General features: G+C 54.3%; 15 protein-coding genes and 2 pseudogenes. 9 read left to right on the top strand and 8 right to left on the bottom strand.

Annotation, left to right across the window (positions count from 1 at the left end; genetic code table 11):
- The first annotated feature begins 54 nt into the window (after positions 1–54).
- Both R1A29_RS28070 and R1A29_RS28065 read left to right on the top strand, forming a co-directional pair.
- Positions 55–276, top strand: coding sequence for a PLDc N-terminal domain-containing protein (locus R1A29_RS28070; protein WP_438300144.1), 222 nt, complete (start codon positions 55–57; stop codon positions 274–276).
- A 34-nt stretch (positions 277–310) separates the two neighbouring features.
- Positions 311–847, top strand: coding sequence for a hypothetical protein (locus R1A29_RS28065; RefSeq protein ID WP_438300143.1), 537 nt, complete (start codon positions 311–313; stop codon positions 845–847).
- On the opposite strand, the gene R1A29_RS28060 is transcribed toward R1A29_RS28065, so the two are convergent.
- Both R1A29_RS28060 and R1A29_RS28055 read right to left on the bottom strand, forming a co-directional pair.
- Complete coding sequence (locus tag R1A29_RS28060; protein WP_438300142.1) at positions 828–1139, bottom strand: hypothetical protein; 312 nt, start codon at positions 1137–1139, stop codon at positions 828–830. The two genes, R1A29_RS28065 and R1A29_RS28060, sit on opposite strands and share 20 nt — an antisense overlap.
- Complete coding sequence (locus R1A29_RS28055; RefSeq protein ID WP_438300141.1) at positions 1136–1393, bottom strand: DUF6555 family protein; 258 nt, start codon at positions 1391–1393, stop codon at positions 1136–1138. The genes R1A29_RS28060 and R1A29_RS28055 overlap by 4 nt, the downstream gene beginning before the upstream one ends.
- Positions 1394–1595: 202 nt before the next feature.
- On the opposite strand from R1A29_RS28055, the gene R1A29_RS28050 reads away from it, so the two are divergent.
- The 4 genes from R1A29_RS28050 to R1A29_RS28035 are packed head-to-tail and all read left to right on the top strand — an operon-like array spanning position 1596 to position 3342.
- Positions 1596–1874, top strand: coding sequence for a hypothetical protein (locus R1A29_RS28050; RefSeq protein ID WP_438300140.1), 279 nt, complete (start codon positions 1596–1598; stop codon positions 1872–1874).
- Positions 1861–2361, top strand: a complete 501-nt coding sequence (locus R1A29_RS28045) for a CinA family protein (RefSeq protein WP_438300139.1) — start codon at positions 1861–1863, stop codon at positions 2359–2361. Before R1A29_RS28050 ends, R1A29_RS28045 begins: the two co-directional genes overlap by 14 nt.
- A gap of 11 nt (positions 2362–2372) precedes the next feature.
- Positions 2373–2888 carry a hypothetical protein gene (locus R1A29_RS28040; protein ID WP_438300138.1) on the top strand — a complete coding sequence of 172 codons (516 nt, stop codon included), beginning with the start codon at positions 2373–2375 and terminating at the stop codon, positions 2886–2888.
- Positions 2889–2895: 7 nt separating this feature from the next.
- On the top strand, positions 2896–3342 hold the full coding sequence (locus R1A29_RS28035) for a DUF421 domain-containing protein (protein ID WP_438300137.1): 447 nt from the start codon (positions 2896–2898) through the stop codon (positions 3340–3342).
- 12 nt (positions 3343–3354) lie between these two features.
- On the opposite strand, the gene R1A29_RS28030 is transcribed toward R1A29_RS28035, so the two are convergent.
- Positions 3355–3753, bottom strand: coding sequence for a response regulator (locus R1A29_RS28030; protein WP_438300136.1), 399 nt, complete (start codon positions 3751–3753; stop codon positions 3355–3357).
- A 323-nt stretch (positions 3754–4076) separates the two neighbouring features.
- The gene (locus tag R1A29_RS28025) at positions 4077–5204 is read right to left on the bottom strand and encodes a sensor histidine kinase (RefSeq protein WP_438300135.1); all 1128 of its coding nucleotides are present in this window, start codon (positions 5202–5204) and stop codon (positions 4077–4079) included.
- A 143-nt stretch (positions 5205–5347) separates the two neighbouring features.
- Here R1A29_RS28025 and R1A29_RS28020 point away from each other — a divergent pair, with 143 nt between their 5' ends.
- A complete protein-coding gene (locus R1A29_RS28020; protein WP_438300134.1) occupies positions 5348–5719 on the top strand; it encodes a response regulator in 372 nt (123 codons plus the stop codon).
- A 191-nt stretch (positions 5720–5910) separates the two neighbouring features.
- Here R1A29_RS28020 and R1A29_RS28015 read toward each other — a convergent pair.
- Together R1A29_RS28015 and R1A29_RS28010 are read right to left on the bottom strand one after the other, a co-directional pair.
- Positions 5911–8516: pseudogene (locus R1A29_RS28015) on the bottom strand (bifunctional diguanylate cyclase/phosphodiesterase).
- A gap of 179 nt (positions 8517–8695) precedes the next feature.
- Positions 8696–9028, bottom strand: coding sequence for a hypothetical protein (locus R1A29_RS28010; protein ID WP_438300133.1), 333 nt, complete (start codon positions 9026–9028; stop codon positions 8696–8698).
- 189 nt (positions 9029–9217) lie between these two features.
- On the opposite strand from R1A29_RS28010, the pseudogene R1A29_RS28005 reads away from it, so the two are divergent.
- Positions 9218–10787 (top strand): annotated as a pseudogene (locus R1A29_RS28005) (sensor domain-containing diguanylate cyclase).
- Between the two features lie 77 nt (positions 10788–10864).
- Here the strand turns inward: R1A29_RS28005 and R1A29_RS28000 are convergent.
- Positions 10865–11731, bottom strand: a complete 867-nt coding sequence (locus tag R1A29_RS28000; protein WP_438300132.1) for an alpha/beta fold hydrolase — start codon at positions 11729–11731, stop codon at positions 10865–10867.
- 630 nt (positions 11732–12361) lie between these two features.
- Between R1A29_RS28000 and R1A29_RS27995 the strand changes: the two genes are divergently transcribed.
- A complete protein-coding gene (locus R1A29_RS27995) occupies positions 12362–12538 on the top strand; it encodes a DUF3606 domain-containing protein (protein ID WP_438300131.1) in 177 nt (58 codons plus the stop codon).
- 283 nt (positions 12539–12821) lie between these two features.
- Here the strand turns inward: R1A29_RS27995 and R1A29_RS27990 are convergent, their stop codons facing one another.
- Positions 12822–13940: a M42 family peptidase gene (locus tag R1A29_RS27990; RefSeq protein ID WP_438300130.1), complete on the bottom strand. Its 1119-nt coding sequence runs from the start codon at positions 13938–13940 to the stop codon at positions 12822–12824.
- Positions 13941–13983 lie beyond the last annotated feature (43 nt).

Raw genomic sequence — 13983 nt, 5'->3', positions numbered from 1 at the left:
TGAACATTACCCATTGGTTGTTCGCCCAAGTTATACGAACAACGGAGGTGCATCATGCAAACCGAATATTTTTGGATCGCCTGCGCAGTCATTCTTTTGCTGCTCGACCTGTGGGCGATGAACAGCGTTCTGAGATGCGACAAATCTTCTGGGACCAAGGCGGGCTGGACGGCTCTGATCTTCCTGGTGCCATTGCTGGGCGTAGTGATCTGGGGTGTGGTCGGGCCACGCGGGGTCACAAAAGGTCCATCTTCACCCGAGCACAGCAAAGGATGACCGATCTCTTCAGGTCATTTTGGGGTAATGCACTTTGCCACGGATCCTGACTTCACAGACCAGCGAAGCTGATCTGAATGAACACAATGCCAAGATGTTTGGATCACCCAAGGAACGCTTGGAGTTCTACCGGCGGGAGATTCATTACGAGACGGCGATATTAGCCAACCGAACCGATGCGTACCTGGCGGCGCAGTCCTTTCTCGTGATCGCTTTTGCGTCCTGCATGGGCAACCTCAACCCTGAGTGGGGCAAGCTGTTCACGCTGTTTGTACCTCCCTTTCTCGCGCTGCTGGGACTGTTGAGCACACTTAACGCGTGGCCGGGGATCCGGGCGGCTTACGACATCATTGATCACTGGTATTACAAGCAGAGTGAACTGCTGCGTAGCGAGCCGGTGATGGGCATGGCGTATGACGAATCGCCGTTGTTCTGCGAGCGGGAATCCACCCACAAGGGCTACCGCAAGGCGCTGCTGTTCTCGGTGCGCACACCGTGGATCTTTGCGACGTTCTGGATAGTGCTGGGTCTTTGGTCGATCGCCATCCAGCTTACCGATCCCTTTGGTTAGTCTGTAACTCGCCGGGGGACTTAGGCCCCGACGCATCGCTGCTTGGGTCCGTCGGTGCAGCAATCGAAGACTGGCCGCGAATGCGCAACAGATCCTGCTGCGCCTCGCCGCGCTTGGCATCCGCCAACCCCTTTGCCTCGCTAAAGCGCTCCCACGAGAGAGCAATGGTCGAGTCGCCCTCGATCAGGCTGTAGGCATACGTTTCCAGTCGGTCGGCCTCGAAGAAAAGAGCAGTATTACGTGCCAGCTCATCATCATTCTGGTCAACCGAGGATGGGGTTGTCTGGTTCATGGTGAGGCAGCCTCAATCCATTCCAATTTGGTGGTTTCACGCCATCTAACATCCGTCACGCCAAATCGCTCGGCCATCGGTTTGCTGAAGACCTTGAGCGGCGGCTTTCCGGGTTTTGGTATGGGCGCTATGTCCGCGTCGCAGCAAGCCCAATGCCAAGCGTCAGCGTTGCGCATTTTGGGAGAACGAATGACGAATGATTTCGGCTTCCCATGCAGCAGGTATTCAATGACGTACAGCTCGTTCTGGCTCATGAGGCCCTCCTAATGCTCATATGCTAAGGAGTGACCTCGGGCTGAATGATTCCAAAAAACTCGCATTACTCCTCTTGTCGCGATCATCTCTGCTGACCCGAAAATCTGATTCACGACAGGCAACGCTCCCTCTGGTCGACTCTGCTGAACTGTCCCTGATTTCTGAAGCTCAACATTCAAACCAAGTCCGAGAGTTCTCGCTATGAACACCTGCAGAAATGTTTTTTCTCCAGAACAGGAGGCCAAGCTGCGTGCCTATGAGCGATGGCATAGGGCGCTGGATGATTGCTCGCTGCGAATGGACTGTCCGGACGCGTACCACGAGGAGCTCTTGCGCCAGGCTGATGAAATGGATCGGCTGGACGTCGTGACCTGGCAGGAGTGGCGAGACTTGCGGGTGACGGCAGATCAGGCGTACCTGCAAGCGATCGCAGGTGCTGGCTACCATGACAGGCAAGGAAGAATGCATGTCCACGGCTGACGTCACGGTCTCTTATCTACGCCAAAACGAGTTGCGGTTAACAACGGCCGAGTCGTGTACCGCCGGCAAAATCATCACGCTTCTATCTGAGGTAGAAGGCAGTGGCGAGTTAATCGAGAGCGGTTACGTGGTCTACTCGCCGGAGGCGAAGCAGCGCTTGTTGAATGTCAGCCTCAAAACCATCGAGACGTTCAACCTCACCAGTTGTGAGGTGGCACGAGAAATGGCAATTGGAGCATTGCGCGACAGCCCTGCCAATGTAGCGTTGGCCACCACCGGAATTCTCGGCCCCGACGATGTCGACGGTATTCCGGCCGGGACCATCTGTTTTGCTTGGGCCTTTCAGACGAATCAGGGCCAGAGTGTATTCACCCGTCAGCTCCGGTTTTTTGGCTCTCGTTGTGAAGTGCAACTGGCGGCCGCCGAGCATGCCTTGGAGGCGCTCGCTCATTTCCATCTGCGGGCCCTCACCGGCGAGCAAGCCTGAGGACGATGATCATGGATGAGCATCAGCATTCTGACTTCAAGAGTCGCAAGCATCCGGTGTGCGAAGACATGCCGTATCAACTGAAGGTTTGGCGGTTTGAGCGATGGGGTTGGTATGCTCTGGTCGCTGTGGTGCTGATGGGCCTGCTAGGCGTGTTTTCACGCGGGCCCCTTAGCGCTCGGGAAGTCCACAGCGCAGACGGCAGGCTATCGGCACACTACGAGATCTTTCACCGCAATGGTTCGACGAACCCGATGAAGATTGCTATCAGCGGTCGGCCTGAGTCGCCGGTAGAGATTGAGCTTTCGGGTGATTTTCTCGACGGCTTCAGCATTGAATCCATGCAACCGGAGCCTGTTAAGTCGGTCAGCGCCGGCGACGGGATCAAGGTCTGGTTGCAAACGGATCCTCAAGGACGGGCGACGCTTTATCTGACGTTGCGAGGTGATGGCCTCGGCGGTTACACCAGCCGCCTGTCGGTGCCGGGATCTTCACCCGTGAACGTTACTCAATACATTCTGCCGTAGGTGCGCTATGGACTCGGTTTTACGCGCGGCCGCCATGTACGTGGCGTTGATGATCCTGTTCAAGATTGCCGGTCGGCGGTCCTTGGCGGAGTTGACGACCTTCGATTTCGTGCTGCTTATGATCATCGGCGAGGCTACGCAGCAGGCGTTGCTTGGCGATGACTTTTCGCTGACCAATTCCATCGTCGTGATAGTCACGCTGATCGCCGTCGATGTCGGACTGTCGCTTTTGAAACGACGCTCCTCGTTCGTTTCCCGACTCATCGATGGCGAACCCACGGTTCTCGTCGAACACGGCAAGATCCTGTACGAACGTTTGCGACACGCGCGCCTGATCGAGGCCGATCTCATGGAGGCCGCACGTTCAAGCCAGGGCATCGAGACCGTGGAGGAGATCAAATTTGCGATATTGGAGCGAAACGGGAAGATTTCAGTGATCCCCAAGGATCACTGAAAGCCAACGGGTTCAGGTTTTGCGTAATGGGTAGCCGGGTTGTAATACCTCAGCCACGGCGGCGATGAAATCATCCATGGCCCAGGGTTTTTGTAGATAAATCGTCGAATGAGGAATGTTCGCAGGCGCCAACAGATACCCCGAAATTAGGATTGAACCTGTTGACGGCCATTTGCTCTTCACCATCTCGATGAATTCGGCCCCTTGAATTTGCCCAGGCAGTGCATGATCAACCACCACCAAGGGACAAGGGACATGTGCTTCGAGCAAATGGGTGAGGGCGTCGTCCGCTGTCGCAAACGAAAGAGAGGAGGCGCCGATCTCCGACAAAATGTACACCATCAGCGCGCGAAGTGTAGGGTCATCCTCAATAACAATGACTTTTCCCGTTATGGGAAACAAGCATTCCATATTTATCTTCAATTTCCTGTTCCCTACTCTAGGCCTATTGAAGACGGTGACTCGCATTGTAGACCAACAACTGTTGCAAAATCCCATCCTACTTGACACCCGTTTGCATCCGACCTCACTAGGTATTTGCACTCGTTCGGGCCATCGATTCCATCGGATTCGACCAACCCGCTTACCAACCATGACCGGTAGATAGCGGCCAGTAGCAGACATCCAAATACTGCACTTGTATATGTTCCGACAGACAGATCTTCACCCACCGTGCGGAATCGGAACTGAGGTGTAGACCGTGAGGAGCTTTACGCTGAATCGCGTGAGATAGATCAAGGGATAACCGGGAGCTGAACCTTAAAAACGGTGCCTTCCTCAGGCGTTGAAACCACCTCAATTTGTCCTCCGTGGGCTGTTACGATCTCTGAGGCAATGAACAGCCCCAGCCCCAAGCCGGCGGTCGATCCTTTTTCAGTCGCTGCATAGCTTGAGTAACGGGCCTGCGGGTTGAAGAGATGAGGCATTACGCTAGCAGGTATAAGTTCGCCGCGATTCTGTACGCTGAAGACTGAACAATCGTCATCTTGAGACAAGGTCACATGTATAGGTTGCAGTGGGTCACCATGTCTGACCGCATTACCGATCAAGTTGGTGAAGACTTGTTCTATGCGCGACGGATCATACCTTCCCGCTACTCGTTCACTCACGCTTGAAACGATTTGCGCCTGTGGGAACGCGGTGCGTAGCTCTTCTATAACGGAAGCGCACACGATCGATAGATCAGTATCTTCTGGATGGACTGGGATGCCCGCGCCCAGATTCGAGCGGGCCAGGTCTAGCAAATCGCCGACCATATGATTGGCTCTGCTTACACTCACGTTGATTTGCTCTGCCAACCTTCGATCCCTGTCAGTCATACTGACGTTTTTACGCAGCATGTCACTAGCCATCAATACAGCGCCCAGCGGTGAGCGCAGGTCATGGCCGAGCACGCCCAAAACAGTTTTGCGCGTGCTCTCCACGGTCGCACCGTATCTCGCAATTGACTCCACGAGCGCTTGGTCTATTGCTTCATTGAAGCGGATGATGTCTTGCACGTCATGCGAATCTTCGATGGGAGTTTCCGCCAGCCAAAGCCTGAGCACGCTTGATCGGAGGGCCCGATATTCTGAAACCATCTGATCCATGGAAAAACCTGCCAAAAACCGCGTCATCGCATGCGTCTGCGCGGGCGAGTCTCCTTCCGCCACCGGCCCCTGACCGTGCGATTTGGCGATCTGCTGACGTTCGGTCTGAGGAGTCTGCATATCTTGAGCCACTGCCCTCAGGATGTGCTCAGAATGGTTCCTCAGTCCCTTGGCATCCATGGTAGGTAGCGCAGTGTCCACAGAGCGGGCAAAGCTTTCCCAAGCCGCCAGTATCTGCTCGATATGCTTTAGGATGAACTCGTGAAGTCTCATCGTTGTCCTTGGGTTTATGGTGAGGTGTGATATCGAGCGAAGCCGCGTTTTAAAGACTAGACCTGAATAAAGGCATCGAAAAGTCGCTGAGCTCCTGGTTGATAAAAGGTCGACACCTTGTTTGAGCCCTTGGGAGTTTCACCGTGTCACTCAATATACTTCTGGTCGAAGACGACGGATTTTTACGTTCAGTGATGGCGGAGGCTGTAACAATTCTCGGTCATGCGGTGATCGAGCGGTCCAGTGCCGACCAAGCGTTAATCGCATTAGAGGGTTCGACACCCATTGCCTTGGTTATCTCCGACGTGCGCATGCCGGGCAGGCTAGATGGGTTGGACTTGGCTCAAGCGATTTGGTTGCGATGGCCTGAAATACCTGTCGTTCTGATGTCTGGAAACACGGTGCTGCCTCCTGGCTTCCTTCCGGCTAATGCGCGATTTCTAACCAAGCCCGTGCATCTGCATGCGTTGCACCATGCGATCGGGGAGTTTCTGCCGACCGCAAATCCACATTAGAATCATCTGTTTGGTATTGATAGCTAACGATCGATTGCAGACGTCTGCGGATTGTGGTCAGCAAGACAGCGAATCCCTGCTCTACTTGCAGGGTGATGATGTTGCATCCCGGCGTTGCATCCATACCTCATATTTTCTCTGGCGCCCTAATATCCCGCCTGCACTCCATGGTCGGCGGTAACGCAAAGTCTTTAAAAGGCGCGAGGTTCAAGCCGCCGTTCGTCTCTCGATGCTGTCAGCAGTAGAGCAAATGTCGCCTTATCCACCGGCTTGCTCATCAGGTAACCCTGTACTTCGTGGCATTCATCTTTGCCCAGAATGCCCAATTGCTCCTCGGTCTCGACGCCTTCGGCGGTCACGGTTAAACCCATCGCCTTCCCTAGACTAATAATGGCCTGCACCACTGCGCGGTCATTCTCTCCGTTGCCGATGGAGGCGATAAATCGCTTGTCGATCTTGATACCGTCAAAGGGGTAGGCTCGCAGATAGCCCAGAGATGAATACCCAGTACCGAAATCATCCATGTTCAAACGAACGCCTAACTGCTTAAGGGCGTTCATGGTATTCAATGCGCCTTCTGTATCGTTGAGCATGACGTTTTCGGTGATTTCAAGTTCCAGCCGACTCGCTGGAAAACGGGTTCCCACCAACACCTCGCGAACATCCTCCACCACATCACTGTGGGTAAACTGCGCCGGTGACAGGTTCACCGAAAGCATCACCTCATGAGGCCATGTCAACGCGGTTTCGCAAGCTTCGCGCAACACCCAACGCCCTAAAGGAACAATCAAGTCGGTTTGCTCTGCTAGCGGGATGAACATATCCGGCCCCAGCAGACCCTGAGTGGGGTGTTGCCACCTGACCAGCGCCTCCACGGAAACGATTTCTTTGCCATCCACCTTGTAGCGTGGCTGGTAGTGCAGCACGAACTCATGATTTTTGACGGCCAAGCGCAGATCGTCTTCCATCTGACGGCGCGACTGGATCTGGTCGCTCATGTGGGGTTCGAAGTAGCACCAGGTATTTTTTCCTTCTGCCTTGGCCTGGTACAGCGCGATGTCCGCGCAGCGAATTAATTCACTGGCGACATAGCCCTGCCGGCGGCTGACAGCGACACCCACGCTGGCCCCGATGTGTAAGGCGTGCCCATCATGTTCAATCGGTTGATGCAGGCTACCAATCAGTCGGGTACAGAACTTGTCGATCTCGCTATGAGTGTCCATTCCGTTCAGTACGACCACAAACTCATCCCCGCCAAGTCGAGCAACCAGATCGTGTTCGCGCGTGCACTCACGAAGGCGCTGGGCGACCTCTTGCAACACCGCATCGCCTACTGGATGCCCCAGGGAGTCGTTGATCGGCTTGAAGTTGTCCAGATCAATCATCAGCACAGACAGCGGTACGGAATGCTCATTGAGCAGCAGAGCGTCCTCCAGAAATCGTCCCATTTTGTTGCGGTTGGGTAGTCCGGTCAGGGCATCGTGCATGGACAGGTGCTGGATCTGAGCGTGAGCGGCGACTTCATCAGTGATGTCACTGGCCGTGCCGCGAAATCCAATCACACCGTTCTTATCGACTATCGGGCGGGCTGAAACCCGGCAGTAACGCGTTTGTCCTGATTGATCCCGATATGTGCAACGAAGGTCACTGGCATGAGTCTCCTCGGTCAGCTTGCTGAACCACAGGGAAAGTGGCGTGGTGTCGCATTGCAACAGTTCTTCGAAGTTCTGCCCCAGCCACCGCCGATCTGAAAATCCGGTTACCGCACTGAAGCGACCGGATAGGTAGGAGATAACCAGCCGATTGTCTGTTTCCCAGATCCAGTCCGAGGCTGCTTCCGCGACCGCTCGGAACCGCTCTTCGCTGGCTTCAAGAGCATGATTGGCGTCTTCCAGTGCTTTGTTGGAGCGTTGCATGGCGTCAAAACTGGTGTCGACGTATTGGGAGGCGCGTAGGGCGTGCCGGAAGAAAAAGGCCGTCAGTAATATCAACACCACCAGGACACCGGCCAGGATTGGCAACAGCGTCCACAACAGGTGATGGCCCGGGCGTTCCAGCTCGGCGATCAGGCTGTAACCGGTGCTGTCGAGAGGAACTCTTTGTGGGCTATCCGAAAGCGTCTCATCAAGCGCTAGAGTCAAGTTGGTTAGGCCGTAGGCACTGCCCAGTTTGCGCAGCTTGGTTGGGGTCAGCTTATCGACGAAAACCAGAACGGATGTCGTCTTGGGATCGCCCAAAGGGCGTTCATCGTTGGGCAAAATTGCCGACGCGGTTATGAGCGCGGGCCATCCCTCAAAGAGCGAATAGGTACTGAGGGGTTTGGTGAGATCGCTTTGAGCTTGCACCTGATCGACTAGGGCAGACGCCGATGCTTGAAGGTAGGCGGAGATATCGGATTTTAGTAGCTGGCCTCTGACCAAAGCGTATTTGGTGTGCTCCTGTCCAGTACGAACACGCCGTCATAGCCATCTGTGGTGAACAGCGTCTTGCCCATGTTCTGGTCGGTATAGGCCCATCCCACATCGACCTCGCCATTCAGGTGTTCGAAGGCGGTGGTCCAGTAGGCGTAACTGGTGATGTAGTTTTTTGATGCAGTGATCCGGTTTTCCATTGCGCGAGCAGAATAAAACTGCGTTTCGTGCACATCATCGCTATCCAGATGTTTTGCAATGGTGAACAGGGCGCCGGCAGCCGCGACCACTCCGGTAACAAACAGCAGACCTACCGCTAATGCCAAGCGTCGAGTTACGGCACTTTGACGTGAAGGGAGTGGAATTGCGTATGTGGAGATGTCCATTCGCTCGTCCTTGATCCGGTGTCACTTCATGTAGATGTACTCACTGAGGCAACGTTCAGACTTTCAGGACAACTCCCCATGCCGACGTGAGTCGATGTGGAGTATAGGTAATTACGTCGGTGTCGATTATCAGCATAAAGGTGAAGGAGAACTTTCCAGCCCAACGCATTGAACACCGGTCAAGAAGTCAGGCCTGAGCCTTGAACTGTTTCAGCCAACGACCCGAAGTCGTTGAGCAGTACCGTCCAAGCCTCAAAGGCGCGCTTTTGGCGTGTCGCAGCCTCGTCCCAGCGTGGTCCTGAGACTTCTTTGACGATTACTAGCATCATCAGGCGGTTGGTTGCGGCATCCAGCTCGATGAGCAAATGATGGGAGGAAAAACGAAAGTCGTCGCTGGTGGGCATACAATCACACATACAAGAAAGAGAAAGCGACGCAAAAAAAACGCGCTGATGATGGCAGTCTGACAGCCTTGATGTGATATCTGATCCGTGAATAAGACGAACGGTCATACGAGAAGAACCGTTCTATAGTGCAGTGCAGCTTCATGAATGAGAGCGGCGCGTGAAAGGTCTGAGCCCCAACCAGCACCAGGGCCTAACACACGCGCATGGCGCTGTGACGTTTGAGCGAACGTCGGAAAGGGAATTTATGCAGGTTCACATGTATAAGGGCAAGTCATGCTTGATCCTACGTTGGACATGAGCCTCGGCAAAACCGAGGCAAAGAATCCAGTCACAAACGTTTTGACGGCGGAGCATGTCGTCGCGGAACACAAGGTCAGAACCGCTGTTCGCTTTCTGTTAACCGTCTGTCTTTCTCTAATGTTGGTCGCTATATGGCAAGGTTGGACTTCACGCCAGTACCATTTGCAGGACAAAGAAGTGGCAATGGCGAATTTGGCACAGACGCTGTCCTCACAGGCACACGACTCGATCAAACAAGCAGATACGGTGCTGTTCAGCCTGGTCGATCGCATTGAGACGCAGAGCATGGGCGCTGACCAATTGCCTCTGCTGAGGCGGTTGCTCAGCGCTCAGCGTAATGAGCTATCTCAGCTACATGGTTTGTTCATTTATGACCAGAACGGCGCCTGGATAGCTACCTCGAACGGCATTCTGCCGCCTAACGCGAATAACTCTGATCGCGAATACTTTATTTACCATCGGGACCACCCTGATCGCGGCCCTCACGTCGGGCCAGCCATCAAAAGCCGTTCAACGGGCGAATGGGTATTGCCTGTCTCACGTAGAATCAACAAGCCTGATGGCAGTTTCGCTGGTGTTGCCTTGGCTACCATCTATCTCGACCATTTCTTGAAGCTCTATAACAGCATCGATATCGGAAACAATGGCGTGATCAATCTGATCTCCAGCGACGCCAGGATCGTTTTGCGCCGTCCCTTTAACGAGGCGGTTATTGGAACGAGTGTTGCTGAAGGACCGCTCTTCACCCAACTGCTACCCAAAGGTTCTTCTGGCACAGCCACTGTCAAATCCTACGTGGACGGCGTGGAGCGCGTCGTGGGATACCGTCGGGTCAACGATTATCCACTAATCGTCTTCTCGGCCGTAAACAAAGAGGAGGTGCTGGCCAGTTGGCGGCAGCAGAACTGTGATGAGCACGGCTATCGTCTTTTTACTCATGACCGTGCTTGGCGGAATCGGTTATCGGTTCATCCGCCTGATGAAGAAACAGGGCCAAATTCAAAACGAATTGCTGGGTACGCAGAGCCAGTTGCTGGAAGTTAACCGAACGCTGGAGCTACTGGCCTTGGAGGATGCCCTCACGGGGCTGGCCAATCGTCGTCAATTCGATCTCTTCACGCAGACGGAGATGGGTAGAGCCAAACGGAGCCAAACTACCTTGGCCCTGTTGATGATCGATGTCGACCACTTCAAACGCTTCAATGACCGGTACGGCCACTTGGTGGGCGACGAATGCCTGCGCAGGATCAGCGCGATCATCAGGGAAAACATCAGGCGGCCAGGTGATCTGGCTGCTCGGTTCGGTGGGGAGGAATTCGCAGTGGTGTTGCCGGCCACAGACTACGTTGGCGCCTTTATCGTCGCAGAGAAAATTCGAAAGGCTGTTCTGCAAGCCCAGCTCGAGCACAAGGACAGCGATTTAGGAATGGTGACGGTTAGCATCGGGGTGGGGGCCTGCAACCCGACTGCCGAGGATACGCTGGAAGAGTTGATAGGTTCCGCCGATAAGGCTCTCTATATCGCCAAGACCAGCGGACGGAATATGAGCGTGATCGCCAATTGAAAAACAGAAGCGCAGGTAGAGCGTTGAGGCTTGGCTGGCGAGCGGCACTGAAATTCACGGTTGCCTGAATATGAGCATCAAGACCCTTCTGTAAAAAACGTCTTCAAGGCACTGGCCAACTCATGCGGCGCTTCTTCAGCCATGTGGTGACCACAGTCAATGCCTGAGCCTGTTACCGCCTGCTCCGACCATGGCGCCCAAACGGAAAGCACATCGCCGTAAAGGTCTTGCAAGTCATCATGCAGAGACCAGAGCACATGGAGCGGACATTGAATTTTCCGTCCAGCTTGGCGATCTTCTTGATCATGTAGATGGTCAAGTGCGATACCTGCGCGGTAGTCACCGAGCATACCAACGACCGTTCCTGGGTCCTGAATCGCTGACTGGAAATCATCATAGTTTTCCTTCCCCATTGACTCCGCGCAGCCGCCGTACCAGGCAGTGGGATCTTGCAGGATTGCCATTTCTGGTTTGGTGGGTTGGGCATAGAAAAACCAGTGCCACCACTTGGAAGCGAACCACGCGTCACATCTTTCAAGCGCTTCGAGAATTGGGACGCCATCCAGAATCGCGAGTTTTAATACACGGGAAGGATGATCAAGTGCTGTACGAAAGGCTGAATAACTGCCCCGGTCATGTCCCGCCAGGTAGAATTTTTCGAAACCTAGGCTTTCCATGAGGGCCACGCAGTCTCGCCCTTTGGCTCTCTTTGAAAACGCCTCGTTATCATGAGGGTCAGTTGGCTTACTGGATTTACCAAATCCTCTCAAGTCAGGGCAGACGACTGTAAAAAAATCCGCGAGCAGCGGAGCTACCTTATGCCACGTGGTGTGCGTTCGGGGGTGTCCATGGAGCAACAGTAAGGGAGGGCCCGCGCCGCCGAAGCGAACGCGTAAGGTAGCTTCCGGCAACTCAATCATTTCAAGCTGGAAACCTTCGAACATACTCACTTCCTTGAAAGTCCAAGCGACGTTTGATCAACGGAGCAACAACTCAGGCCATTCACAGGCCGCGCCCCGGCACCAGCCAGCATGCGCTTCCACAACATCCTGATACTGTTATGTCCCTTGTCCTACGCCTTCAACGGCTCGCCTGTAATTCGCTGTGGCTCTCTCAATCATCGCCCTGCGTTCTTCTCGGGTGATAAATCCCTCCTCACAGTACTCCTCGGCGAGTCGTAACAGTTCGTCATACTGTTCAGGAGCGCTCATTCGTGTTTCAGGATGAGCGAGTAACCGCTCCCAAGTTTCCAATGCGTGCGCTTTTCTATCTTCATACATGATGTGTCCCTCCCTGATGGTCGGTGGAGCGCTATGTCAGGCTTGCGGTTCAGCGACCGCGACGAATGGGAGTAGGCCTGATTCGTAGCTTATGGCCATGAAAGCGAGCCGTAAGGCTCAATGCCTCTTATTCAGACTCGCGTGCAGAAGCTGATACAGAGCTGCGCCATAGGTGCGGTACATGATTCGCGCTGCCGATCAGTCGTGTCCCTAAAAGCCTCGGCGGAAACTCAGAGAATCTTCCATTCGGCTCGTTGTCCCACTTTTAACTGCGTTATCACCTGGGAGACCGATATGACCGACAACCTCCAGAACCGTGGGCCACAAGACCGTGACCGCATCAACACCTCGGAAAAATGGGAAGTGGATTACTGGAGCAAAAAATTCGGTGTGAGCTCAGAGCAACTGAAGGCGGCGGTTAAAGCTGTAGGACCGATGGTCGAGGATGTACGCAAGAATCTCGGAAAGTAAATCAACCGTCAGTAACAAGCTGGGAGCGAAGCCTTTGGATTCTCAACTCACTCCGCAGTTTGAGAAGACCTTGGCCCAATTGGAGATTCTGCGGGATCTGCTCACAGGGTTGGAACAAAGCGTTGGCCATTCTTTGCTTGGGCACCAGACAGTGGATGACAGTGAGTGCTTGGAGCGATCATTTGAATCATTGCACGCGGCGATTGGCGACATGGAACAAACACTGACGCTAATCGCCGAGGCCACTGGAAAGCTTCCTAAACTATGAGCGCTAGGCCGGCCCTCATACCCGCGTAGGGTCTGCCGACGTCAAATACTCCACCAGAGTGGCGACACAGGCATCGATTGCGCCATCAACCACCAATTCGAAGCCGTGAGTGTTTTCCGTCGGTATGGCCAGACAGCCTGCTTGCGCGCTGAAGCCTGCGCCCATAACGGCACTTGCGTCGGACGCAAAGTCCACGAGAAGTGCAAATTGCGGATCGAGATGGCACCGCTTGGCTGCATCCGCCAATGCCCTTACTACCTTACGAGAGTAGTAGCCCTTCTCATCGCCTGTATTGATGATGGGATTAACGCTGAGCTTGGTACCGTACTCGCTCACAACTGGTCCGACTTCGACAGCAATTGTGATGTCTCCGGGCAAATGAGAGGCGGCGTACATGGCGCCAGAATTATTTTCTTCTTCAAGTGTGGTGAATACGAAGTACGCGTCAGAGAGCAGACCCTCAGGGCGTTCGCTGAGTTGCGCAACCGCTTTTAGCATGGCTGCGACAGGTGCCCGGTCATCAAGAAAGTGCGCGGCTGTCGCGTCTCCAACGCGAAATGGCGTTCTCCAGTGTTGGCTCAAGACCACACGTGTTCCTGGCCGAATGCCAAGGTGTTGAAGTGTCTTCGGATCTTTTCGCGTAATGACGTGGACGTCTTTCCATTGGACAGCGCCGTTCAGGACATCATTGCCTTGGGGTGAACCCTCGGTTACGTGCATCGAACCGAATGAAAGGACGCCTGAGAGTATTTCCAGGTCGCCCAGGATGTCGACCGGGCAAACGCCGAAATTCACCGGGTTTGCTCCGCCCAGTGCCACGACCCGCAACGTGCCGTCTGGTTCAACTCGCTTAACCACCATAGCGATCTCATCCATATGGCCCATGACACGTACTGTTGAGCGGCTTTGAGCGTCGGGCACTCGACACTTGAGCAGACCAATCAAGTTGCCGGCTTGGTCGACCCAAGATTCATCACAGTAGCGGGAAAGGTATTCGAGGCAAATGGCGCGTACTTCGTCTTCCTGTCCACCAGGACCACGTGCCATAAGCAGGCGGCTGAGCAAGTCCTGAGTTTTTTCGTTCCCGTTGGCGATCGCCTTACGGCCGTCAGGAATGGTGCCGTTCTGCGACATACGTAAGCTCCTATTTATTCAGTGCGTTTCTCAAAGCTCATGA

Source organism: Pseudomonas sp. NMS19W (genome assembly GCF_051554255.1).
Lineage (GTDB): Bacteria > Pseudomonadota > Gammaproteobacteria > Pseudomonadales > Pseudomonadaceae > Aquipseudomonas > Aquipseudomonas kribbensis.
The sequence above is the reverse complement of the archived record's forward strand: the minus strand, read 5'-3'. Positions and strand labels throughout refer to the sequence as shown.